The 25,866-nt window shown below is 37.0% G+C and carries 21 protein-coding genes and 1 pseudogene; 7 read left to right on the forward strand and 15 right to left on the reverse strand.

Features of this window, described 5'->3' with window-relative positions; translation table 11 throughout:
* The first annotated feature begins 288 nt into the window (after positions 1 to 288).
* The 7 genes from IIC38_11795 (at position 289) to IIC38_11825 (ending at position 14,038) form a co-directional block, all read left to right on the forward strand.
* A complete protein-coding gene (locus tag IIC38_11795; protein MCH8126629.1) occupies positions 289 to 1,722 on the forward strand; it encodes a sigma-54-dependent Fis family transcriptional regulator in 1,434 nt (477 codons plus the stop codon).
* Between the two features lie 523 nt (positions 1,723 to 2,245).
* Complete coding sequence (locus IIC38_11800) at positions 2,246 to 2,932, forward strand: hypothetical protein (protein ID MCH8126630.1); 687 nt, start codon at positions 2,246 to 2,248, stop codon at positions 2,930 to 2,932.
* Between the two features lie 120 nt (positions 2,933 to 3,052).
* Positions 3,053 to 3,655, forward strand: coding sequence for a fibronectin type III domain-containing protein (locus IIC38_11805; protein MCH8126631.1), 603 nt, complete (start codon positions 3,053 to 3,055; stop codon positions 3,653 to 3,655).
* A 106-nt stretch (positions 3,656 to 3,761) separates the two neighbouring features.
* On the forward strand, positions 3,762 to 4,913 hold the full coding sequence (locus tag IIC38_11810) for an SH3 domain-containing protein (protein ID MCH8126632.1): 1,152 nt from the start codon (positions 3,762 to 3,764) through the stop codon (positions 4,911 to 4,913).
* 416 nt (positions 4,914 to 5,329) lie between these two features.
* Complete coding sequence (locus IIC38_11815; protein MCH8126633.1) at positions 5,330 to 6,034, forward strand: hypothetical protein; 705 nt, start codon at positions 5,330 to 5,332, stop codon at positions 6,032 to 6,034.
* Between the two features lie 47 nt (positions 6,035 to 6,081).
* Complete coding sequence (locus tag IIC38_11820) at positions 6,082 to 9,180, forward strand: choice-of-anchor D domain-containing protein (protein ID MCH8126634.1); 3,099 nt, start codon at positions 6,082 to 6,084, stop codon at positions 9,178 to 9,180.
* Between the two features lie 442 nt (positions 9,181 to 9,622).
* Positions 9,623 to 14,038, forward strand: coding sequence for a tandem-95 repeat protein (locus tag IIC38_11825; GenBank protein MCH8126635.1), 4,416 nt, complete (start codon positions 9,623 to 9,625; stop codon positions 14,036 to 14,038).
* A 43-nt stretch (positions 14,039 to 14,081) separates the two neighbouring features.
* Here IIC38_11825 and IIC38_11830 read toward each other — a convergent pair whose 3' ends face one another.
* From IIC38_11830 to IIC38_11900, 15 genes and pseudogenes are all read right to left on the reverse strand, one after another.
* Positions 14,082 to 15,773: a glutamine--tRNA ligase/YqeY domain fusion protein gene (locus IIC38_11830; GenBank protein ID MCH8126636.1), complete on the reverse strand. Its 1,692-nt coding sequence runs from the start codon at positions 15,771 to 15,773 to the stop codon at positions 14,082 to 14,084.
* 308 nt (positions 15,774 to 16,081) lie between these two features.
* Positions 16,082 to 16,285 carry a hypothetical protein gene (locus tag IIC38_11835; GenBank protein ID MCH8126637.1) on the reverse strand — a complete coding sequence of 68 codons (204 nt, stop codon included), beginning with the start codon at positions 16,283 to 16,285 and terminating at the stop codon, positions 16,082 to 16,084.
* A gap of 116 nt (positions 16,286 to 16,401) precedes the next feature.
* The gene (locus tag IIC38_11840) at positions 16,402 to 16,815 is read right to left on the reverse strand and encodes a serine hydrolase (protein ID MCH8126638.1); all 414 of its coding nucleotides are present in this window, start codon (positions 16,813 to 16,815) and stop codon (positions 16,402 to 16,404) included.
* Between the two features lie 2 nt (positions 16,816 to 16,817).
* Positions 16,818 to 17,006 carry a hypothetical protein gene (locus IIC38_11845; protein ID MCH8126639.1) on the reverse strand — a complete coding sequence of 63 codons (189 nt, stop codon included), beginning with the start codon at positions 17,004 to 17,006 and terminating at the stop codon, positions 16,818 to 16,820.
* A 393-nt stretch (positions 17,007 to 17,399) separates the two neighbouring features.
* Positions 17,400 to 17,909, reverse strand: a complete 510-nt coding sequence (locus IIC38_11850) for a hypothetical protein (GenBank protein ID MCH8126640.1) — start codon at positions 17,907 to 17,909, stop codon at positions 17,400 to 17,402.
* Entirely contained in the window at positions 17,909 to 18,214 is a 306-nt protein-coding gene (locus IIC38_11855) for a hypothetical protein (protein ID MCH8126641.1), read from the reverse strand. The genes IIC38_11850 and IIC38_11855 overlap by 1 nt, the downstream gene beginning before the upstream one ends.
* Before the next feature lie 47 nt (positions 18,215 to 18,261).
* Entirely contained in the window at positions 18,262 to 18,399 is a 138-nt protein-coding gene (locus IIC38_11860) for a hypothetical protein (GenBank protein ID MCH8126642.1), read from the reverse strand.
* A gap of 323 nt (positions 18,400 to 18,722) precedes the next feature.
* Positions 18,723 to 19,973, reverse strand: coding sequence for a YcaQ family DNA glycosylase (locus IIC38_11865; protein MCH8126643.1), 1,251 nt, complete (start codon positions 19,971 to 19,973; stop codon positions 18,723 to 18,725).
* A gap of 17 nt (positions 19,974 to 19,990) precedes the next feature.
* A pseudogene (locus IIC38_11870) lies at positions 19,991 to 20,369 on the reverse strand (GNAT family N-acetyltransferase).
* Positions 20,370 to 20,560: 191 nt separating this feature from the next.
* Positions 20,561 to 20,725, reverse strand: a complete 165-nt coding sequence (locus IIC38_11875) for a flagellar protein FlaG (GenBank protein ID MCH8126644.1) — start codon at positions 20,723 to 20,725, stop codon at positions 20,561 to 20,563.
* 3 nt (positions 20,726 to 20,728) lie between these two features.
* Positions 20,729 to 21,808 carry a sigma-54-dependent Fis family transcriptional regulator gene (locus IIC38_11880; GenBank protein ID MCH8126645.1) on the reverse strand — a complete coding sequence of 360 codons (1,080 nt, stop codon included), beginning with the start codon at positions 21,806 to 21,808 and terminating at the stop codon, positions 20,729 to 20,731.
* 36 nt (positions 21,809 to 21,844) lie between these two features.
* On the reverse strand, positions 21,845 to 22,723 hold the full coding sequence (locus IIC38_11885) for an ABC transporter permease (GenBank protein ID MCH8126646.1): 879 nt from the start codon (positions 22,721 to 22,723) through the stop codon (positions 21,845 to 21,847).
* A 15-nt stretch (positions 22,724 to 22,738) separates the two neighbouring features.
* Positions 22,739 to 23,719, reverse strand: a complete 981-nt coding sequence (locus tag IIC38_11890) for an ABC transporter permease (protein MCH8126647.1) — start codon at positions 23,717 to 23,719, stop codon at positions 22,739 to 22,741.
* Positions 23,720 to 24,745 (reverse strand): ABC transporter ATP-binding protein, encoded by a 1,026-nt coding sequence (locus IIC38_11895; GenBank protein ID MCH8126648.1) that lies wholly within the window; start codon positions 24,743 to 24,745, stop codon positions 23,720 to 23,722.
* A 12-nt stretch (positions 24,746 to 24,757) separates the two neighbouring features.
* Positions 24,758 to 25,543, reverse strand: coding sequence for an ABC transporter ATP-binding protein (locus IIC38_11900; protein MCH8126649.1), 786 nt, complete (start codon positions 25,541 to 25,543; stop codon positions 24,758 to 24,760).
* Between the last annotated feature and the right edge of the window lie 323 nt (positions 25,544 to 25,866).

Consider the following 25,866-nt stretch of genomic DNA (forward strand, 5'->3'; position numbering starts at 1 on the left):
AAGCGATTATCGGAAAAATATTGTATATTTATGGGTCAGCCGAAAAAAAGAAAATTGGCGCTGAATTCAACTAATCGATGAAAAAACCTAAAATAGATAAAGATTCCACCAACTTGATTGAACACTTTTCGCACAAAATCAGGAATCCCATACATTCAATGGGGATCAATTTGGAGGTTATCAAAATCGAATTAAATCGGTCGAATGAGCCAAATTTGACAAAATTAAAAAAACATATAAGTATTGTTTGTTCAGAAATGGATACAATAAAAAAGATGATTGCGGAATTTGCGGAAGCTAGCCCCAACGCTGCTAAAAGTAAACAAACCAAAACCAAACGACAATCAAATTGAAATGAATATGAATTCGTCTTCTTCAAAAGATAAAATATTAATTGCTGACGATGAAGAAAATATCGTCGAGGGCTTGGGCACCCTTTTGCAAGACCAGGGATATGAGGTCGTTAAAGCATTGGATGGTTTAGCAGCACAGGATAAATTGAAGGAGAATGAGATTGGCGTCGCATTGGTTGATCTTGTGATGCCAAAACTGGATGGATTCGAATTGTTTGCCCGTATGAAAAAAAACGGCAGCATCACACAATTTATTTTTATTACAGGACAAGGTTCTGTCTCCACAGCCGTTGAAGCAATGAAAGCCGGCGCATATGATTATTTAACCAAACCGGTTGAAACCATTCGCCTGTTATCTTTAATTCCCAAAGCCATGGATCATTACAATTTGCTTTTATCGCATTGGCAATTGGAGAATGAGTTAAAAAATATTGTCCGTTTTGATGAACTTATCGGACAAAGTAAACGGATGCAGGAAATCTATCAAATGATAACTGCAGTGGCAGACTCCACAGCAAATGTTCTTATAACAGGGGAAAGCGGTACCGGTAAAGAATTGGTGGCTAAAGCCATCCATCGGAAAAGCGGTCGTTCCGGTTCGTTCATTGCAATTAACTGTGCAGCATTCCCTAAAGATATTCTGGAGAATGAGCTTTTTGGTCATGAGAAAGGGGCATTCACTGGAGCGTTGCAAGAGAAACAAGGCTGTTTTGAACTTGCTCATGGGGGTACCCTGTTTTTGGATGAGATCGGTGATATGCCGGTGGATGTTCAGGCAAAGTTCCTTCGAGCATTGGAAGAAAAAAAATTCCGAAGATTGGGTGGTAAGAAAGAAATTAAGGTTGACATTCGGATTCTTGCCGCAACAAATCAAGAACCGCGTAAAACTTTGCGTGAAGACCTCTATTATAGATTGAGTGTTGTTGAAATGGAACTTCCACCTTTGCGGGAAAGACTCGAAGATATGCAGGTATTGATAAAAGAATTTTTACAATATTTCAATCAACGGAATAGCAAGAAAATTCAAAGCTTCTCTGTTCATTGTATGAACTTAATGATGAATTATTCCTGGCCGGGGAATGTCCGTGAATTGAGAAATGTAATTGAAAGATCGGTGCTTCTAAGTCCGGGGAAAATTATAGAAACGGATGTACTGCCTAACAGGCTGCTCGAAAATGCGATGAACCCAACAATGGTATCTATTGCCCTGGACTCCAGTCTTGCCGATATTGAAAAAACCATGATTGTTAAGAACCTGGAAAGAGTCAATTATAATAAGACTAAAGCTGCAATGATTCTTGGAGTAAGTCTAAAAACCTTATATAACAAAATGGGGAAATACGGGATTAAAGTCCAACCAACTAAATAAGGTTTAGCCGAAAACTCTTTTATCATAGTGTACACTGTCATTTCGAACGGATGTGAGAAATCTTATAAATTCCGTAATTCCTATATCTTATCATAGTTTTTGAAAAAAGATTTCTCCTCGCGGAGTTTATCCTGAGCGGAGCCGAAGGGCTTCGTCGAAATGACATATGTGAATTTTCGGTCAACACTAATATAACAAACTATGTAATTATTACATACGTTTTGTGTTGCCAGGGGAATATCTACAAACCCTTATTAAATTGAGACTTAAGCTGCTTAATTGTTGAGTGGATTATTCAGTTGGATTAAATTAACTGTGTAAAAATTACAATATTCGTTGATTCTTTATTTTTTGAATTTATTGAGATTTTAAACAATGCTAAAGTCTAACCTATTGTAAATTAAAGGTTAAAGTCCTTTAATTTTATTAGAAGTTTTTTGGCTAATCCTGGTGGCACGACTATTGAGAATACTCTTGATCAAAACCGGTTAATTTTTTAATCACTTAAATTGGAGGTAGTACAATGAAAAAAGTCATGTTGGTGGTTTCCGTCGTTTCACTTGTGATTTTCGGTTTGACTCAAGATAGCATTTTATGGAGTTTCCGTTTATTTCTTGATGAACCGATTGTCCATAATGTGGAAAAGGGTGAGTATTTGAGTCAGCTTTCGATAAAGTATTATGGCACCCCGGATTATTGGAAAGAATTGGCATTGATCAATCGTGCCCCAAATCCCAACCTTGTGCATCCTAATGAAAATATTATCATTCCGGATCTTGAGTCAATTAAACAATTGCACAAAGCTAAAACCATCACAAAAGTAAACAAACTTGTACGAAATTTAGAAAATGTGATGATCCATCCTAAGAAAGTCGAAAAGGTGAAAAAAGCTACCCCGGGTCCCCAGGAGAAAGCACAACCTGTAATTCAAAAACAAACTCAAAAAGAAGAGAGTAAACTAATGCTCTCGACGTCTAATATCGAGCCGGAATCTTCCTCAATTATGCCAATTGTGCTTTTGATTATTCTTGGATTTCTCATTGTGGGCGGTATTGTGTATTGGATTTTCAAAAGAGGAAAAGAAAGGTTCGGAGAAACTGATTTTCAAACTCAATCTGAGGAAGAATTCGAACCAATAGAGCAGATGGAAGAAGAAAGGCCATTTGAAAATAAAAGTAAAAAAATATTAGAAGACGCTTTGGCAAACTGATCCAAAATAAAATTATTCTTTTGAACCTTCGGTTGTCAGGAATTATGCTGTGTTTCTGACAACCGGTCTTTTTAAGGATTTTAATGGATGAATTGAAACAAAGTTGTAGCAAAGGGATTTATGAGTTTACAAATTATTTATTCAATTTATACTGTCCTGTTTTCGTTAGAATCAGTGCTTGTTTTATGGCAGCCAAATTCAGAGCCCGATCTAGCGGGATATCGAATTTATTATGGGTTACGTTCTGGAGATTATCTACACGTTATTGATGTGGAAAATAATACTTCGTGGTTGATTAATGACTTAACCTCCGGAAACACCTATTTTTTTGCAGTAACAGCTTATGATAAATCAGGTAATGAAAGTGATTTTTCCGAAGAGGTGAGTATTCATTTAAACGACGAAAATAATGATATTGAGGAAGGCGAATCGACTTTACAGCTTGTTTATAATTTTCCCAATCCAATGACATTGAATATTCAAAACACTTGGATTCGATATTACCTGGTTCAAGATGAATGGGTATCCATTCAAATTTATGATATGAATCATAACTTAATTCAAACAATTCTTGATGAGACGATGAGACAGGCTGGAGAACATACTGATGATTTTTGGGATGGCAAAAATGCAAAGGGCAATTATGTCGCGAGTGGTGTTTACATTTGTAAAATAACTGTGGGTAGAATCCATAATGTTATTCGAATTGTCACGATTCGCTGAACAAAATAATGAAGTGAAATAGAAGAAATGCCAGGGTCAAGTCTAATGAAACAGTACTCTGTTATGTCAGTGTGCTCTTCGGTTTATAAATTTAGCAGACTAAATTATGAAAAGTAAATTTATATTAATTCATCATCTGTTCTCTTTGTTCCTGTTTGTTAATTTTACTTTTGCCGATGACAATTTCGGCTCTCCAGGCGCTTTCCTGAGATTTGGCGTTGGCACTCGTGCGTTAGCTTTGGGGAACGCATTCACTGCCATTGCAGATGATGCTACTGCTGTATATTGGAATCCTGCCGGCCTCATTCAAATGAGGAATATTCAACTAAATGTACAATACAGCCATTTGCCATTCGATCGTACATTTCACTTTATTGGTTCGGTCTTGCCATTGAGAAGGGTAGGTTCGTTTGGTTTCAGCTGGATTGGTTATAAGGTCAACAACCTGGAAGCCAGGCAAACGAATACACTGGAACCCGATTATTTTTTCAGCAATTCGGAAAATGCTTTCATGATTTCTTTTGGCCGACAAATAAATTCCCGCCTTTCAATGGGCGGAAATTTTAAATGGATTTATCATTCTCTAGACAATAGAACAGCATCAGGTTATGGATTTGATGCTGCCATTCTTGTTACTCTTATTCAAAATTTTAAAATGGGTATTATGATTCAGGACATCAATACACAGAAAAAATGGGATAATGGTTTCACGGATCTGTTTCAGCAAACTATCAGGATTGGTGCATCTTACCACTTGGCACCGTACTTGTTATTCAGCGGTGAAATCGAAAACAGGTGGAATGAAAAACCGGTTCGTCATTTCGGCGTGGAAATCAAATCCTTTAACAATTTGTCTGTTCAAATTGGTATGAATAAGAATCGATTCACATCCGGTGCATCTTTGAACATCCCACTGTCGAATATAGATTTGAAATTGGGCTATGGATTGACAAATAGTGAAATTGGTGATTCCTACATCCATGGTTTTTCACTGAATTTATCCTTTCACAAAGCATCCTCAAAGAGTTTTTCCGGAATGACAACCATTGAATCTAAAAATTCAGTTAAGAGATTTGAGATTTTGGCAAATTTATTATATGTGAGAGACGGACCCGGGATGCAACATCCAGTTATTGATTCTGTACGAAAGGGAGAGCAGTTTGAGAGCCGCACACAACTTCGCGGATGGTTAAAAATTCGTTTGCGATCTAGTAAGACAGGTTGGATCAGCGGTAAATATACCAGGGTCATTCGCTAAAGAATTTTCACAATTCTTGTTTCATGTTTTTACAAATGGATCAGAGATGAGCACTATTGTTAATTTCAGAATTATTTTATTGAGTCAATTTTTACGGTTTAGCATTGAAAAGATTTATTATCAAAAAAAATCATTAAGGCAGTATTTTTTTGTGTGTCACAATAATCACCTATTTGTAACATGTTATAATTAAAGAGGATACCGTTACAATAAAACCAAATCATTTTTTCTCCATTAGACGCATTATGGTCTTGGGAGGATCAATAGCTATAATCCTACCCCAGATAATTTAATCATATCCAATTTTAAAATTAGAGTGGCATTAATTTTGCGAAAGCAACTGAGACAGCTATTTTGTTCAATAGTGGTCTTATGATTGAAACGCGAAATAATGAATTAGGGAAAAGAAATTTAAAATGAAACAAACCATTTGTCTTATCCTTCTTATCAGCTTCCTTTCAGGTCTGTTTTTGCCAGATATTGTCCTTGCGAAAGGGTTAAAATCAGGAGGAAATAAAATTGCAGTGTTGCCAATTGAAGGCCAAGGGACATTAAAACGAACAGAAATGAGAAGGATTACTTACGTTTTAACTAACGAATTTCAAGGGATGCAAGGGTACGATCCAATAGAAATGGTTCTGGTAGAAAATATTTTAAGAGAAAACAACATCGATTTGTATTCCTGTGCCACACTTTATTGCCAGACTGAAGCTGCAAATGCTTTGGGTGTGGGCTACATTGTAAACGGAACCATTGAGAGAAGGGGAACAAATTATATATTAGATTTTCGGTTAGTCGATGTATCGGATGGAAATGTTACCAATACTGTAAATACTGTCGTCAGGGGAAATTTTCGAGATTTGCAGGATTATATGGTAATTGTGGCTGCGAGATTGGTTGGGACGAGCGCAAGTGAAAGATCAAAAAGTTTTGTGCTAACCGACAATCTAATTCAAATTGATCAGAGTCATACTACTTGGATAATCATGGGACTTGCCCTAGCTTCCGGGGCAGGTCTCGGAATGTATTTGCTCAATAAAAATGGTGAAGCTAAATCCAGTCCGGGAGGACCGAAAGTTGAAGTAGCGTTACCGCTTCCCGGCCCTCCGTCCTTTCCATGATAAAATAGAAAGGAGGATAAAGAAGCATAATAATTATGAAAATAAGAATGAAAAAATTAATGCGGTTAATATTTATTTTGTCAGTAACTCTAGCGACAAATACAGTATTTGCTCAACCTCAGATTAATCCCAGGGCATTAAATTTTGGGAATGTTCAAGTGGGAGAATCTAAAGATTTATCGATAACAATCAGTAATAATAATTCCTCAGATTTGATCTTTACCATTCGGTCTATCTCAGGGCCATTCATTGCTACGAATGACCCGGGAAGGTTGACACTTACAGCAAACCAGTCATTTGTTTTACAAATTCGTTTTAGCCCTACAAATCGATTTGATTTCAGTGGGAGTTTGATTATCGATGCAATTGCTCCCAATCAAACGACAAATGAAATTCCATTATCAGGTTCAGGATTTGGGCCTAGAATGATTCTATCGCCAAACTTGGTTATCAATTTCGGTGATGTTGATGAAAATTCTTCAACAAAGAGAAAAGTGCTCGTGCTTAATTTACCAGCCCCAGATCCTGATCTGAATGCGGATCTTAAAGTTGACAATATTACAACTTCACTTTCAAGTGCTTACAGCGTTTCTCCAACTAATTTTACCTTAGCTTTGGGAGATACCAAGTCTGTCACCATCATTTTCCATCCACCTGACTATGGTTCGTACGATGGAAATCGAGTGACGTTTTTTACCAACGACAAATCACAAGCCGTATTTTCGATTAATCTAAATGGATTTGGATTAGACAAAACTCCTCCGTTACCAATCACTCAACTGACTGCAACTTGGGGTAATTTTGATGGATATACAAATGCCGATAATTTATCGATTTGTTGGCAAAATCCGGTAGATTCAAGTGGAATAGCTGAAGTTTGGTGGAAATTTTCCAGCAGTGCTTCTCCGCCTCAATCTGCTACTGACACAACTAAATTCGGTGGCCGCTATGCATTGCAACTGGATGAAGCGTGTGTCCAAATTCCTTTGAGAGGGAGGATAACAACAGGGTTCTGGAATTGCTATATTTGGCTGGTTGATGGTAGCGGAAATTCAGGTTACCTGAATGCTATTCAAGAAAGTTTTGTTTTTGATATTACGCCGCCAAAAGCACCAACCGTTTTGAGTCGTTCGATTCCAGAGACCCAATGGTTTGGTGATCATGATACATTTACTTTAACCGTAGATATTCCAACGGATAGTGATCGAGGCACCTATGATGCCAGAGAAATTCGTTGGAAATTTAACTCAATTCCGGCAAATGACCATGAGTATGATGAACTGATACTATTGCCTGGCAACGGTGCAACCCAATTTACTTTCTCAATAGGTTTTGATAACATTTTTCAATGCGGTGAAAATGAGTTATATCTTTGGTTCGCAGATTCTACCGGAAATTCCAGCAAGGATTCTGTGACGGCGATTCAATATCGCTGGGATATATGCAATCCGGTGATTACGCGAAAGCTTACCAATGACCAAAATATTGCAAACGCTGGTGAAATTTTCCAAGATCGTTTTATTGTTACTGACCAATCCCAGGTTGATAGTGTTTTGATCCAATATCGCTTGGGCGGTGCAGAAACTTTAAAACCATCTCGCTATGCTCAAAGAGTAGGAGATACTGATGAGTTTATTGTTGATATTCCTGCGCAAGATGTGACCAGCAGGGGATTAGAAATTAGAATAAAAGCTATTGATATTGTTGGTAACGGAAATAATTGGCCGGATGATGGGGGGAATGAAAGTTGGTTTCCAATTCGAACCCGAATTTCCGGTGATGGAGAATTTCCCACAGATATTGATGGTAAAGCTGTTCCTCTTATATCAGGAGTTAACGAAACCAGCTATCAATTATTCTCAGTTCCGTTTTCATTAAACGATGGCACTATATCTGCTGTGGTGGCGGATGATCTTGGTAAATCCGATGATACGGTTTGGCGGTTATTTGACTATCGTCCCGAATATCCTGAAAACTCTCGCTTGTTGGAAGGGACTCTTGTGCGAAACTTTAATCCGGGCCGGGCATTTTTTGTCATAACTAGTTCAGAAAACATTGTGATTGATAGTGGACCAGGCTTAACCATAAACACAATCGAACCCTATAAATTTCAAATCTATGAGGGTTGGAACCTGGTTGCGACACCTTTTGCTTTCCCGATTCACAAAGATTCAATTTCCTTTGAGAATGAAACCAACGGCGCTAATATTGTCATAAACTCTTATGAAAAAGGATGGAAAATAACCGATGTTATGGAGCCGTGGAAGGGCTATGCAATCTATATTCCGGATCAGGGCGTCAATAACAATCCTGTTTATTTAGTGTTCAATCCAAAAGCAGCACCAGGCAGCCTGGGTAAATCGGGTGAAAATTTGATAAATTTAAGCGCTGGGGAATGGTTGGTTAGAATATCAGCGACTGCAGGTGAAATGACTGATGAAAATAATTGGGTAGGTGTACGAAAGAACGCTAAAGTTGATTACGACCAACTGGATTTTGCCGAACCCCCTGTAATAGGCGATTTTGTCTCAGTGTCATTTCCGCATTCAGAGTGGGATCAACCGGCCCGGATGTTTAGTTCGGACATTAGACCGATTGATAAAACAGATCAAGTCTGGGATTTCCGGGTAGAATCCAATCAGTTAGATGAAATAGTAATACTCTCATTTGATTGGATTGGTGATTTACCCGAAGAATGGGAAATTTATTTAATCGATGAAAGTCTCAAACTTACCCATAATCTTAAACAGAATCCTGTGTATTCAGTTAAAACCGGAAATGATTTTTTAAGCAAGAATTTACGATTAGCAGTTGGAAAGAAATCATTTGTGGAAAATATCGCTGGGGAAGCTGGACTGGTTCCGGGTCATTTTAAATTATTTCAGAATTTTCCAAATCCTTTTAATCCGGAAACCAATATTCGCTATAATTTAGCAGAAACAACCCAAATTAAATTAATGATTTATGATTTACAGGGCCGGCTCGTACGCATTCTCATCCATGGCGAAGAGCAGACTGCGGGATTTAAGAGTGTACTATGGGATGGACGAAGTGAGTCAGGTCTTCCGGTTTCTACGGGTGTCTATATTTACACTGTTACAACCGGTAAAAAATCATTTTCAAGGAAAATGCTAATGATGAAATGAAACAGAGAACTATCTCGTATTTAGAATTTACCGCCCAGAGGAAAGCCTGGATCGAGAGGTCCAGGCTTTTTTATTAATGTACCTATTTTGATCTTTATCTTTTTAAAAATACAGGGATAATTAATTAGAGCATTTGAATCCGTAAATACAAATTTTTTACAACTGGCATACTTGTTGTAACTATAAGCAATTATAAGGTTTACAAGCTAGAAGAATGAATAATAGTGGTGTATCTTAAAACAGTTTGTTTCATGATAACACAGGTTAATTCGCAATAATAGTAAAATAAGAAAATTTGACAAAGTTAAGAGATAATTTTAGTAAGTGGATTTGTTTAGTGAGATTAATGAGTTTAAATCCTTCAGCATATTTTTATTACACCAAGCATTATTCTTTGTGATAAAGGGATAAATATTAGTTGTTAAATTGAGGGAAACTTTGTATGAAGAAGTTTTTAGAAATAATTAGCGATAAACTCCAGAATAAAGTAGGAGTATTATTTGAAATAACTATGTACAAGATAATATTATTTAATCTTTTTGTACTAATTTTTTCGATTCAAAATTTACGAGCGACCAGCTTAAATGATCCGCCAGTTTTAATTATTAATGCCGGTTTGAATGTATTGGAAGGAAATTCTGCCACAATATCAAATAATAAACTTTTAGTGGCTGATGTGGACAATGCTGATAATGAGCTAATTTATACATTAGAGGTTATTCCGGTAAATGGAAAGTTAAGGCTAAATGGAGTCAACCTGGCTGTCGGTGAAACATTTTCTCAGGATGATATTAATAACGGTGGATTAACCTATAAACACAATGGAAGCTTCACACTCAGTGATGCGTTCGATTTTAATGTATCTGATGGAATTGAAGGGAATACTATAAATACTACTGTTTTTACAATCGTTATAACCTTGGTAAACGATTTGCCCATTGCTTCAGGGGATTCTTTAACGACAAACGAGGATATATCATTGGATGTTGATTTGCATTCACTTGTAAGCGATGAAGAAACTTTAAATAGTCTTTTGTTTTTTCAAGTTGAAAGTCCCTTAAATGGATCTATTAATCTTTTACCAGATAACCATACGGCACAGTTTGTACCGAATGAAAATTTCAATGGCTCAGCTGAATTTAGCTATTTAGTGACTGATACAGGAGATCCGTCGAATACGGTTGGGCCAGTCAAAATTCATGTATCTGTAAACCCAATCAATGACATCCCAGCTGTGTCGGATACAAATGTGACTATTGCTGAAAATGTGTCAATCAATATTGATTTGAATAACCGTATAACTGACATTGAAACTGCTGATGAAAATTTGAATTTTACAATTAACCAAGTTATAAATGGATCCGTTGAACTGCTTGATGGTCATGAAGTCAGTTTTACTCCCAATCTTAATTTTAATGGAAATGCAAGCTTTTCGTATTCTGTTACAGATACGGGAGATAGCACGGCACTACCAATAGAAGTTGGTCCTATTCAAATTGATATCATAATCACACCTGTTAATTCAACTCCTCAAGCTTCGTCGATAACTGTGGATATTAATGAAGATTCATTAATCACTATCGATCTGCAAACATTGGTAGAAGATGTAGAAACTAAGGATGAAGATTTGATTTTCACCGTAAGTAATGCATCGAATGGATCTGTTCAATTGCTGGAAGATGGTCATTCGATGAGGTTTACTCCCAATTTAAATTATAATGGCACAGAAAGTTTTGTCTATTCAGTGACAGATACTGGCGATGGTTCAGCACAAGCTATAACCGTAGAATCAATTCAAATTAATATAAATGTGAATCCTGTGAATGATTTGCCAGTAATAGAGGGAAGGAGCTTAAATATTGATGAGAACGAACAAGTCGACGTGGATCTTCGAACTTTAGTATTTGACCAGGAAACGGCCGTTAATGATTTACTCTTTGAAATAATAGAAGAGATAAATGGAAGTGTCGAGTTATTTGCGGATGGTTATACAGCTAGATTTACACCAGATTCTAATTTCAATGGTAATGCAGGTTTTAATTACCAAGTAACTGACACCGGAGATGGTACGGCAGCTCCCGAGACAGTAGGACCGGAAAGTATTGAAATCTCAATCAATCCGATCAACGACCCTCCAACCGCATCCTCGATAGAACTTATCATTGATGAAGATCAAGAGGTCGACATCGATTTAGATGCACTCGTTACCGATATCGAAACTCCGGACCAGGATTTGATAATTACAATCGCAAACTCGGTAAATGGCACTGTAGTTATTCAGGATGGCAGCCATATTGCACATTTTGTTCCAAAATCGAATTTTAGTGGATCGGCTAGATTTATCTATAGTGTTACAGACACTGGTGATGGAAACCAGCCGGCGATTTCCATTGGTCCATTCCAGATTAGTATAACAATTGTTCCTGTGAATGATGCTCCAATCGCAACAGGAACTACCTTAAATACTAACGAAAATATACCCATTGAAGTTGATTTATTCCCGCTGGTTGAGGATATCGAAACTCCGGATGAAAATCTTACTTTTTCCGTCGGGATCCCTGAAAAGGTGCTTGAAGCTTACATTAATAATACGGTCAATGGAATTGCCGAACTCCTTGATAATAACCATACGGTTCGTTTTACTCCAAATGCTGATTTTAATGGATTGGGAAGTTTTACTTATAGTGTTACAGATACAGGTGATGGTTTGTCATTGCCAATTACGACAGGTCCAATAACAATCAATGTGGCTGTCGCAGCAATTAATAATGCTCCTAATGCATCAGCGACTTCGATCGTTACAATCGAAGATAATCATACAACAGTTGATTTACGGACACTAGTTGATGACCTGGAGACTGCAGATAATGATTTGACATTTACGGTTACCAATGCCACAAATGGAGTTGTGGCATTGAACGATAAATATTTTGCGCAATTTACTCCAACTTCAAATTATAACGGCTCTGGAAGTTTCCATTATTTAGTTACCGATAAAGGTGATGGAACATCAGATCCAATAACAATTGGTCCGGTAACAATTGATGTAACAATTAATCCTGTTAACGATCCACCACAAGCAACCGGAGGCAGTGCAATAATTCAAGAAGATACTCAAATAACCTTTGATTTAAGGTTGTTAGTTGAGGATATTGAGACTTCTAAGCAGGATTTATTTTTTACTGTTCTTAACTCGGTGAATGGAACTACAATATTAGAAAATGAGCATTTTGCTCACTTTTCTCCTGTCGAAAATTTTATCGGGCAGGCAGGTTTTGATTACATCGTAACAGACACAGGTGATGGTGAATCTGCTCCAATTACCGTTGGTCCTGTGAATATTTCAATTACTATAAATGCTGTTAACGATGCTCCGGTGGCTATTGCTGACACAGTGATCACTGACGAAGATACATCTGTTGATATCGACGTTCTGGCGAATGATTTCGATATCGATGGAAGTGTGATCACTTTGGCTTTCGCTTCACAAGGAGAACATGGCTTAGTTGGTATTAATGCTGAAAACCAGACACTTAAATATTCGCCTGCAGCCAATTTCTATGGAACGGATTCATTCTTTTATAATATTCTGGATGATAATGGTGCCGCCGGAACAGGTAAAGTCTTTGTAATCATTAATTCCGTCAATGATGCACCGGTGGCAATGGCGGATCAGGATTCAACACTTGAAAATCAAGCAGTAACTATTAATGTTAGCAAAAATGATTTTGATATCGATGGCACAGTTGTCCTGTCAACGATTGAATTTGTCGATTTACCGGATCATGGTGTGGTAAGTTCTAATGAAAATGGAGAAATATTATATACACCTAATCATGGGTTTTTTGGAACGGATTCACTCAAGTATACAATTAAAGACAATAACAATGCAGTTTCAAACCCTGCTCTGGTCAGTATTTACATTAAAGCCTTGAATAGAAAGCCTATAGCAGTTGCGGATACAGCATTTACAAATGAAGATGCATCTGTAACTTTTTCACTGATTACAAATGATTCGGATTCGGATGGACAAATTGATCGTGAATCTATTTCTATTGTAAATCCTCCATCTCATGGTTCAGTTCAAAAAAGTGTTCATGGTAATATTATTTATACTCCCAATAAAAATTATTTTGGCATTGATCAATTTACTTACACGATCAATGATAATAATCAAGACACATCGAATGTTGCAACTGTGTTAATAACCGTTCTTCCTGTTGATGATCCACCGGGTCCATTTGAAAGATTGCTGCCAGTTGATGGCATACATATTGAAGAAAATAGTGTTGAATTTAGATGGTCTGCTGCTGGCAATGTAGATAATGATACTATAAAATATAAGCTAACATTGATTATCGAAGGTGCCTTTAAAGAAATTACGATTATTGATACCTCACTTGTGATTAATTTCAACACATTGGGAATAGCGAATGGACAGCCAACAGTCTTGTGGAGTGTATTAGCATCAGATGGCATTACAACCATTGGTCCGACAAATAGTATTGGTAATTTCATTGTAGATATTACTACTGCAGTTAATGATCAGACAGCTGAAATACCAACTGATTTCGGTTTAGCTCAAAATTATCCTAACCCTTTTAATCCATCAACCAAAATTGAATATCAGTTGCCACAAACAGTGAATGTTAAGATTGTGATCTACAATGTTTATGGACAATTGGTTCGCACATTGGTCGATAAGAAATCACAGCCAGGTTATTTCAAAATTGAATGGAATGGGTTGGATAATTTCGGCAATAAAGCCGCAAGTGGTATTTATATTTACCGCATAGAAGCAAAAGGAACGGATACAAAGCTATTCACAGTTACGAAAAAAATGATGCTTTTGAAATAAAGTCGGGATTCAAAAAAAATGGGGGAAGCTAAACAAACTAAAATTATTTTTTTAGATTTTTTTGTTCGATCTTTGCCCAGGAATCACGCAGGGTTACCGTTCGGTTAAAAACCAGTTTTCCCGGAGATGAATCAGGGTCGACACAAAAATACCCTTGTCGTTCAAATTGAAAGCGTTCTCCATGCTTAGCATTGGAAAGGCTTGGTTCCAAAAAACACGATGTCAGAACTTCCAAAGAGTTAGGATTTAAGAACTCTTTGAAATTCTTTTCTTTATGCCCACTGGGATTTTCAACAGTAAACAAACGATCGTATAGTCGTACTTCAGCGGTTATCGCATGCTGAGCTGATACCCAATGGAGGGTTCCCTTTACTCTTCGTCCATCCGGTGACCAGCCACCCCGCGTCTCCGGATCGTAAGTGCAGTGAAGTTCTACAATCTCGTCCTGGTCATCTTTGACAATATCAGTGCATGTAATATAATATGCATAACGCAGCCTAACTTCACGGCCTGGAGCGAGACGGAAAAACTTTTTTGGCGGGTCTTCGCGAAAGTCTTCCCTTTCGATGTAGATCACTCTTGAAAAAGGCACTTTTCTTTTTCCCATGCTCTCATCTTCGGGATTGTTGACCGCATCCAGCTCTTCGGTTTTGTTTTCAGGATAATTATCAATAATTACCTTCAAGGGTCGAAGAACTCCCATTACCCTGGCAGTATGCTTGTTCAAATCTTCCCGGACGCAGTTTTCCAATACCGCTAACTCTATCAAACTATTGAACTTGGCAATTCCTATACGATCACAAAAATTGCGGATCGATACAGGTGTGTAGCCGCGTCTGCGAAAACCGGAAATGGAAGGCATGCGAGGATCGTCCCAACCATTCACATTATCATTTTCGACCAACTCCAAAAGCATACGTTTGCTTAGTACCGTATAGCTTAGATTGAGACGGGCAAATTCGATCTGTTGTGGATGGAAAATCTTCAATTCATCGAGAAGCCAGTCATATAACGGTCTATGGTTTACGAACTCCAAGGTGCAAAGCGAGTGGGTAACTCCTTCAATAGAATCCGATTGTCCATGAGCAAAATCATAGGTTGGATAAATACACCATTTATCGCCGGTGCGGTGGTGTTCAGTGTGTAAAATGCGATAAAGAACCGGATCACGCATGTTAATAATAGGAGATGACATATCGATTTTTGCACGCAATACATGTGTCCCATTCGGAAATTCGCCAGCCCGCATACGCGCAAATAAATCTAAATTCTCGTCCTCAGATCGGTTACGGTATGGGCTATTCTTACCCGACTCAGTCAATGTTCCGCGATATTCCCTGATTTCATCTGCGCTCAGGCTGTCCACATATGCTTTACCATCTTTGATGAGTTGTACAGCAAATTGGTAGAGTTGGTCAAAATAATCGGAAGCATAATACTCGCGATCTTCCCAATCGAAACCGAGCCAACGTATGTCTTCTTTTATGGATTCAACATATTCTTGCTCTTCTTTAGTCGGATTGGTGTCATCGAAACGTAGATTGCAAATACCGTTTTGGTTTTCCAGGGCAATGCCAAAATTGAGACAAAATGATTTGGCATGTCCAATATGTAAGTAACCATTGGGTTCGGGTGGAAAGCGAGTCATAACCCGTCCGTCATTTTTATTCGCTTTCAAGTCTTCTGCAATGATGTTCCGGATGAAATCGGAAGAAATTCGCTCATTCTCGCTCATACTGCTCTCAATCAATTAGGTATATTCCATAATAAAAAATTCATTAGCGAATGATACTAAAAGATTTGGTTTTTGGCAAAACAAACAGCTGTGTTGTGAACTTCGGTGAACTTGTGTTCGAATTTAGCATATTCTACAATTATATGTTCTTGCCAAATGTCAGCCTGTGGCCATTCAAATCAAATAAATTCAAAATCACGCATGCCATAATCACGGTTGGCAGGTTCCTGCATATTTACAATACCTTTCTGTTTAAATTCATGATAAACCGCATCCACATCATAAACAAAAATGAATAGTTGGTTAGGTTAAATTCCAACAGACCTGTTTTCTACTTTTGTAAAGTGGATTCCAATATCATCCCGCTTCACAACAGAATAATAAGGTGGATTGCCATATGTGAATGTGATGACAAAACCCAGGTAATCTTTATAATAATTTGCTGTTTCTATGACATCCGGAACAGGAAATACTGGCGAAGAATGGCCGAATAATTTTGGATTTGAAATCATATTGATTCTCTTAATGTTAATTGACCTTAACTTCTCCTCTTATATCGCAGCTTAGTATTTGCGGCAACTAGTCCAATGTTGCATTTCTGATCAAATCTTGCAATTGCCAATAATCACTACGGACCGGCAATGCGCTTCTCATATTCCTCAAAACTTTTTGTATTGGTTTCTTGTTCGAAAATAGTTCCTAATGCATTGAAATCCCAATTGTTGTAAACCCAGTATTCTCCCGGATTCTGACTACCGTGCGGTGGTTTACCATCCCTGGTTTGCGGACTTTCTGCAGCTGCCGGCAGATAAATCCCGGACCTGGCTTTTAATAGATCGGAAATTTTTGCATGCTTTTCTGTTTCTGTCAAAGGATTTGGAGTGTCATCAATATTTAAGTCAGCCAGTGTCTTGTTCAAGTCAATATTACCGAGATCTACATGTATACCATACATCGCACTGAGATAGCTTTTGCGAATCGAATGTACGAGGTATTTATATTCGATTTCACCCCAGGATGCGATAATATAGCCGTCATACAATACTAAGACTGCGGCGAACCAATTTCCTTGGAGAATTGTTCGGCCTCGTTTAATTTTGCCTCTGACCAGTCTAATTCTTCCGGGTTGGCCGTATCCAGCCAGGCCAATTCGATGTCACTGAAATTATTGGAGAGATCTTTGGAACAATGGGTTAAAAAGGAAAAAAGAAGACAGTACAGGATAATTCGCATTTAATTTCTACTCAAATTATTCATCAAGGTTCTCCAGCATTCTTTTTGATTAAAAAGCTACAGACAAAATATCTGTGCAAACATATTACCGGCTGCAGTTTCACGTCTTACGTTTTATGAAAATAGTAAAAAATTAGGTAATCGCAAAATAAAGAATGGAGGACCGAAATATTTTGTCTTGATTTTGAATAACAAAAGGATATATCATGGTTCTAGGTATTGTGATAATTCAAAAGGGAATTATGTGGAAGTTGTAAAAAGTTTAGTGGACGCAGGCGCTAAAATTCAGGAGTTTATGATTCGGGAAGCTTCGGAGGAGGTGGGTAGGGTTTAGATAGATTTTCAATCGAAGAGGTAATATTAGTTTTATAATTTGCTTGTAGAATCATTTAATTAATAGAGATTTTTATATCCATGACGATGCATTAATGTATCAAATAAAGCTTTAAACTTTGCCATAACTGTAATTGAATCGGAAAGATTCATAAATTCATAATCAAGTGGAGAAACTACTTGTTTGGTTTTTACGTCCTCCCATGGATATTCAGGATTTGGCTTTGGCATTCCACTTCCTGCCGGAGCAAGATTCTCAATCATATCTGCTACTGGTATTAGACTGTCTATAAAATATCCAAATGCTTCGTGCTTTCCTTTAAAACCAAGCATATTTCTAATTTGAGGTAAACGCTTAATTGTTCGTAAATATCTTACTAACACAAAATGTGTCTTTTTTTCAGGTGGCTTATTTCCTTTACATAATTGAGATTTTGAAAATTTTTCAGTTGCCATTTGTAAATAATGCAATTGATGGCAAACAGGTTTTCTGTTTTTGGGTTTTTGGAATTCCTGGTAAATACTATAATCCGAAAACGCTTGTTTTAAATAGGCATCTTTCCAAGTCATTAATCGATCTCGAGTTCTTGCGCATCGTCCCAACTTCCCCAGTCATCAGGAAGTGATATTTTTTTAAATTCATCGCTTCGAATAATCGCAACTCCGGAAGGTAACGGCAAATCATCCTTTGGTGAAGCATCGAAGTAAAATGGTTCTACAATTTTACTGCCTGATATGACAAAATCATCTTCAATTTCAACAAGTCGAACTTCATCATCATTTGGAAACCAGAATATTTTCTTTATTTGAGGTTCACTCTTTTTATTGTCCTTCGCAAGCTTTATGGCTTGTTCTTCCACTTCTTTTCTTCCCATTTAATTCCCTTTCATTTTAAAATTATAATTTATTTATTTAAAGTATTTCATCCCCTAAGTCGATTTCTGATTTCTTTGAATACTTGTTTGCCATCTACGATTTCGATTTTGCCATCTTCATATTCTATTACACGTTTTTTCGCTTCTTCAGCCCTAAGACGATTTACTTCTGTTTGTATTGTCATTATTAAGATTTTCTAATAGTCTCACCACTAATTCTGCCCTATCTCCACGTGGAAGAAGAAGAGCTTCTTTTACAAATTTTTGAGCTAACTCAGTCATGTTCAACCATACTTCAATATCTCTGCTCTCGAAAATAAATAAATTTAGGTTGGCATACAATAGTTATCTACACTTAGCATGTTAATTATGAACAAGATAAACATTCTAAAATGATTTTTGTTATGAGAATTCGAAATCAACAAGTTAGCCGTGGAGCTTAACTCCATTATGGATGATGAAACAAAAAGTAAGGTTTTTTATATCTTGGCCATGCTGTAAAACCTGTCTAATTCTTCACCAGCTGAACCAATTCTGATTTTACTTTTGCTGGTACTACCTTATCAACCTCGATTATATCACATTTATTGAATCGAGCAAAATCAATCAATTTTTTAGAAAATAGGGGTAAAAGTTCATCAAAGGAATTAAACTCAGGTTCAAAAACTAAGTTGAGGATTTTTAGAACAGCATTCTTCCTATCTGCTTTTACATCCATTCGTCCCACAAAAACCTCACCCCATAAGATTGGCAAAACAAAATAGCCATATTTTCTTTTGGTGGCTGGAGTATAGCATTCCAAAGCATAATTAAATCCAAACAAAAGCTTTGTTCGTTCACGCTGGATAATCAAATTGTCAAAAGGAGAAAGGATAAAAACAGTAGGAAGGACTTGTTTAAGGTTTGAAATGGTTTCAATATTTCCTTTCATAGTGTAGAATTTTGCCTCGATCCCTTCAATTTTTAATGGAATGACGTTACCGCTGTGAACAATCTCTTTGAGATATGAAGATATCATTTTTTTATTGGCAGCAAGAAAATGAAAATCTCGTGAAGACTCTGGCTGCATAAAAAGTCTAATCTCTTTTTCTTGTGCTACACCGAAGGCACTTAAGGCCCGGCCAACTAAGAATTCGCAGATTTCATGATTAGCGGGAATTGTAATGTCTATATTTCCTGGGATCACTCTTTCTGTTAAATCATAATACTTCTGTAAATTATTTCGTCTGGAAACCATTAAATCTCCCCGCCAAAAGAGCAGCTCCAATGTAACTCCCATAGCTTTCTTGTAATCCTCTGAATTCTTATCATTCGAGCTTGCTTCAAACTCTTTGATGCTCAATGGGCCTTCATTCCGGATTCGTTCCAGCACTGGTTGAATAAAAGGTTCACCTTGATTTTGTAGAATCTGAACCCATTTGGTTTTTGGATTTCTGAAATTATCCATCCTGGGAATGAAGTAACGGTAATCAGTCATAGGTAAATAAGAAAGCGCATGACCCCAATATTCAAAAATAAGCCGGTCTTTTGCTTGTAGTTCATTCAGGTACCTGGCATCATAATCCGGCAATCGTGTCCATAATGTGTGGTGGTGTGCGCGTTCAATAACAGATAGTGGATCGATTTGCACATAACCCAATTTGTTTATAGATTGGAGGACACCCTCTTTTCCTTTTTCTGATTTTACCTTGCCAGAAAGGAGTTGAGACTGCAAAACTAGTCTTCGAGCTAATTGGATGGATATTTTTACTTCTTTCACTGATTCATCTAAATTTGTCAGGTACTTTCTTTTGTATTCATGTTTGAATTTATTATGTAAAAAACATGGGGAAGGCTTGCATAAATGATGTCTTTCTCATATTTAAATCCAATCTTTTCGATGACCCGCTTCGATGCAAGATTAGAAGGCAATGTAAAGGAAACAGTATCCGGCAACCTGAATTTTTCAAATCCAATCGATAATATTGCTGTCGCCATTTCGGTGGCTAAGCCTTTGCCAAAGTATTCAAATCGCAAAGTCATAAGCCAATTCGATTTCGGGATTGCCTTCTATTTCAGTATTGTGCAGACCGGCTCGACCAACAAACCGATTTTCTACCTTGTTTCGAAACATCACAAACCATAAGTCATCGAGGTGCAATCGTCTTGCAGACATTCGATCCGTGGCAAATATTTCGATGGATTTGTCTAATATATTTCAAATGGAATTTCAGATAGAGTTCTTTTAACAATTGAAAATATACGGTGGATTGCTATATTTTCCAAGCAATAAGAGTTATTTATGCATTAGAGTGATAAACCCCGAATCTGTTTTGTAGAAAATGAAAGCGCTTAGATTACATCAACTCAAACTTTTTCATCAACCAAATTCCCTAAATTATTTTCACTTGGAGAACTTTCTAAATGCGGAATGCGCCGAATGATTTCTCCAGTATTTGTATCTACAACGTTAACAACAATATGGTTAGGGCTGTTGTTTATTTCGTATTCAAGGTAAGCATTCTTCTTCAAAATTTAATTTAGGTTCGCTGGTTCTACAGAGTATTGAGGTTTTAACTTCAAAGAACTTGATAAATCGGATGGAACATCCATTCTCTCCAACTTATATCGTAATTTACCACGATTGATTCGCAATAACTTGGCAGTTTTGCTAATATTCCCATTGGCCTTTTCCAAAGCACTCAAGATGAGGCCGCGCTCTACTTCTTCTATTGAAATACCCTCATCTGGAATTTCAAACCTGTTAAATTCTATAGATTTGTTGGTTGTATTTATGACAGGCTCTATAATTTCATGGCGTTTTTCTTTTCGATAATCCAACGATATATCATCAGGTTCAATCCACTCATCACTTTCAACCAATACTGCTCTTTCAATTGAATTTTTTAATTGTCTAATATTACCAGGCCATGGATAATTTTGAACATTCTCAATTGCAGATGGTGACAAACCCTTTACTTGCCGGTCAAATTCTCTGTTGTAATGGTCAATAAAGTGCTGGGCTAAAATAAGAACATCTTTACCGCGTTCCCTAAGTGGGGGTATCGTAATTTCACAAACATTTAAACGATAATACAGATCTTCTCTGAATTTGCCTGCTTTGACCGCTTCTTTGAGATCTGCATTTGTCGCCGCAATAATTCGCGTAGAAATTTCGACTTCTTTGAGCCCGCTTATCCTTCGAAATCTTTTTGTTTCTACAGCTTTTAATATTTTTATTTGAAAATTTGACGTAATATCGCCAATCTCGTCAAGAAAAATGGATCCACTGTTGGCTAACTCAAACAATCCTTTTTTACTTATATGGGCGCCGGTAAATGCTCCCTTTTCATACCCGAACAATTCCGATTCCAATAATGTCTCGGGAATTGCTGCACAGTTGATATCCACAAACGGTTGGTTCGCAGCGTCACTATGATTATGAATCAACCGAGCAAATAATTCTTTCCCTGTGCCACTTTCTCCAGTGATCAAAGTTGTAATTGAAGAAGTTCGAGCAATTTTCTTAGCTGTGTTGATTACCTCAATAATTTGAGGCGACTCACCGATTATTTCATGCTCAAACTTGTTTAGGCCTTTGGTTGTATTTGCCATTTTATCATTCCCTACTAAATCTGAATAATAGAAACATTAAATATTAAGACTTTCATTTAATCCATCTGCTACTAAATTAAAACTTATTACTGTTAAAGCGATAAAAATCCCTGGGAAAGTCGCAATCCACCAACTACTTAATAACACATTTCTTCCATCATTAATAATACTGCCCCAACTGGCTATTGGAGGTTGCACGCCGATCCCAATAAAGCTTAAAGCAGATTCCAACAAAATGACTTCGCCAATTTTGAAAGTACCTGCAATGATAACCGGGACCATACAGTTAGGTATAAGATGACGAAATATAATTCTGGAGTGATTGAATCCCAATCCCTTTACAGCCAGTATAAAATCTCTTTCTTTTAATGACAAAACTTCTGCACGAACTATTCTGGCAGTTTCCATCCATCCAGTTAAAGCTAAGACAGGCACTAAGTACCAGTGGTTCAATTGAAAAACGGATAATACAGTGATTACTAAAAATATAGTTGGGAATGCCAGATTAAAATCCAAAAGCCGCATCATCACAGTATCTATAAAGCTGCCAAAATATCCGGATACGGTTCCATATATCAAGCCTATGGTCATGGATAGGATTACCACACTGAAAGAAATCGATAAGGAGATCCGTCCACCAAACAGTACTCGACTTAAAATATCACGACCGAATTTGTCGGTACCAAAAGGATGATCGGTAGATGGTGAAAGGTAACGTTTTGTTAATAGATTGCCTTGAGCATTCGGGTCTTTATTTGTAATGGTAGTACTAAATATTGAACCCAGGGTCAAAGCACAAACAAAGATTAAACCGATAATTGAAGATTTTTGACGTAAATACCTGCTCCAAAAAGTAACAGTTCGATTTAAATTATTACCATTTTTATTTGATATTGTCTGGACTGCTATTGACATTTCTATTGGTTTTATTTAAACATGACCCGCAATTTTAATACGGGGATCAATTCTATGATACAACAAATCAGAAATTAGATTACCGACAATAACTGCAACTGCAGCTATAAAACCACTTGCTAAAATGATCGGATAATCATGTGCAAAAATTGCATTAACAGTAATTCTTCCCAACCCCGGCCAAGAAAAAATGTACTCTGTAATCACAGCGCCTCCTAAGAGAAATGGTAAATAAACACCTATTAATGTGTTTAAAGGTAAAAGCGCATTCTTTAAAGCATATTTAAAGAGAATCTTATATCTATTAACGCCATAGGCGGTTACTGTTCGAATATAGTCCTGTTGCAGCACATCTGACAGACTTCCTCTCACAAATCTTGCCGTATAAGCAATAAATGGGATTGCCAACACCGCAACAGGCATAATCAGATGTTGAATTCGATCGACAATTTGGGCCCAGAATCCATCAATCTGTTGCAATGATTCCATCTGGCTTGATGGAAGCCATGATAGTTTAATTGAAAACAATAAAATCCCCATTAAAGCAAGCCAAAAACCCGGCAATGAATAGAAAAAAAGACACAGAGAATTCAATATAAAATCAACCTTTGTTTTATACATTACTGCCATAATGATCCCGAGACTAATACCAACAATAAACTGGATGAGAAAAACCACTGCCGTTAATTGCAATGTATTAGGAATTGCCTCCGCAAAGATATGACTTACAGGTCTCTTATGAGTGAAAGAAATACCAAAATTCCCCTGTATGAATTCGGAAGCCCAACTTAAATACTGTTTCCATAAGGGAAGATCCAAACCCATCTGACGACGAATGTTCTCGACAGCTTTTGCTCCGATTTCCGGTTTAACATAAATCGAGGAAGGATCACCAGGAGCGAGATGAATAACCAAGAATGTTATTGTAAGAATTCCCCAAATGATCAATAATGAAAGCAATAATCGATTTATTAAAAATTTAACCATATTTACCATTTAAAAAACTGGTTCACTAGCTTTAATATTTCTAGAAAATTTAGGCTCTTTTGCAACTTTCTCAGCAAAATGACAAGCTACAAAATGATTATTTCCTATATTTCTCAGAAGTGGCTTTTCGTGACAACATCTCATTTCTGTCCATGGGCAGCGATCTGAAAAACTACACGCTTGGCTTCCTTTAGATTTTAGGAAAGAAGGGTCCAAATCATTTTTCGTATCATTGTATGCTTTATTAAATCTTGCAGATTCTATCAGCAACCTGGAATAAGGATGCATTAAATTGTGAATCGCTAAATTCGTATTTGATATTTCAACCAGATCACCTTTATACATTACTCCTATACGATCCGACATATTTAAAACCAAATTTATGTCATGTGAAATCAAAACCATTGTCATTTTAAATTTAAGTTGGAGATGCTTTAATAACTCAATGATTTTGTATTTTACTGATGCGTCCAGACTTGATGTAGGTTCATCTGCAATTAATAGTTTTGGCTTAACAGCCAAAGCCCGTGCGATTGAAACTCGCTGACGCTGACCTCCACTTAGTTGTTGAGGATATCTATTTTTGATTTCGACATCTAAGTGGACCAATTGGAGTAAGTCATCGACCCGTTTCCATAGTTCATTCTTACCACATTTCTCATATAATCGTATTGGTTCTGCAAGGCATGAAGCGATAGTCTGTCTTGGATTGAGAGCCAGAGAAGCATCTTGAAATATCATTTGAAATTTTCTACGATAATGGCGATAATGTTTTTCAGGAATTGCTAAAAGATCCTTCCCTTGATAAATCACACTCCCCCCGTCCGGTTTAACCAACCGTAACAAACAACGGCCAAGTGTTGTTTTACCGCTTCCGGATTCCCCCACAATGGCCATGCATTCACCATTATTTAGATGAAAAGATACATTATTCACAGCCGGCCTTTCCAAGGCCTTACTATTTTTAATTTTAGGATTTATTTGATATTCTTTTCTTAAGTTGATTACAGTAAAAAATATCTCTTGGTCATCCATTTCTCTCATCCATCAAATAAAATTATGAAAACAGCTATTTACCAATAGAGAACGAGTATATTCGGATTTTGGATTTTCTAGGATTGCCGTTTTCATCCCGACTTCTACAATTTCGCCATTGTGCATGATAACAATATCATTCGCCATTTCTGCCACAACTCCTATATCATGACTAATCAATAACAATCCAAAATTATATTGTTTTTGCAGGTCTTTGATTAATTCAAGAATTTGAATTTGTGTTGTTACATCAAGAGCTGTGGTGGGTTCATCTGCTATAATTAATTTTGGATTACAACTCAAAGCCATTGCAATCATAACTCTTTGTGCCATCCCCCCACTTAACTGGTGTGGATATGCATGATAAATTTTTTCAGGATGGGAAAAACCAACGTTTTCAAAGAGACTCATTGAACGATCAATGGCTTCACTATTTGATAATTTTGCATGGGTTTTAATAACATCCAATATCTGCGTCCCAGCAGTAAAAACCGGATTAAGAGCAGATAAAGGAGATTGAAAGATCATTGTTACCTTTTTTCCACGAAGCCTGCCAATTGATGATTGACGACCAACAAAAAATCTGCTGCCTTCAAGCCAAATTTCTCCTTCTATCTTTTCTGCCTGTTTCGGTAATAAGCCAATTGTTGCTAATGCCGTTAATGTTTTCCCTGATCCTGATTCTCCCAACAAAGCCAAAGTTTGCCCAGCTGACACTTCAAAGGAAACATTCTTAACCTCAAAAACCTTATTTTGAAATTGCCGCATAAAAAACGATATATTTTTGACAGTAAACAATAGCCTTTTCCATTTTCTGTTTATTAACCTGGACTATTCATGAACCTTTCACTGTTATTCAGAAGGGATCTATTTTGCAACTATTTTATACTTAGAATTATGCTTTTTCAATTTTATGGAAATAGATCCCATTGCGCAGGCTGTCGCACAATGCGCAATATCATTAAAATGTCATTCTGATCCCGCCTGGCCGGGAGAAGAATCTTGCTGGTACAGCCCTTAATAACTTGATTATACTAGAGTTACAACGAGTTTCAAACAAGATCCTTCACTCCGCTTCGCTCCGTTCAGGATGACAATTCCAGGCTTTTTGCCTATTCTGC

The sequence above is a fragment of the candidate division KSB1 bacterium genome (assembly GCA_022566355.1).
Lineage (GTDB): Bacteria > Zhuqueibacterota > JdFR-76 > JdFR-76 > DREG01 > JADFJB01.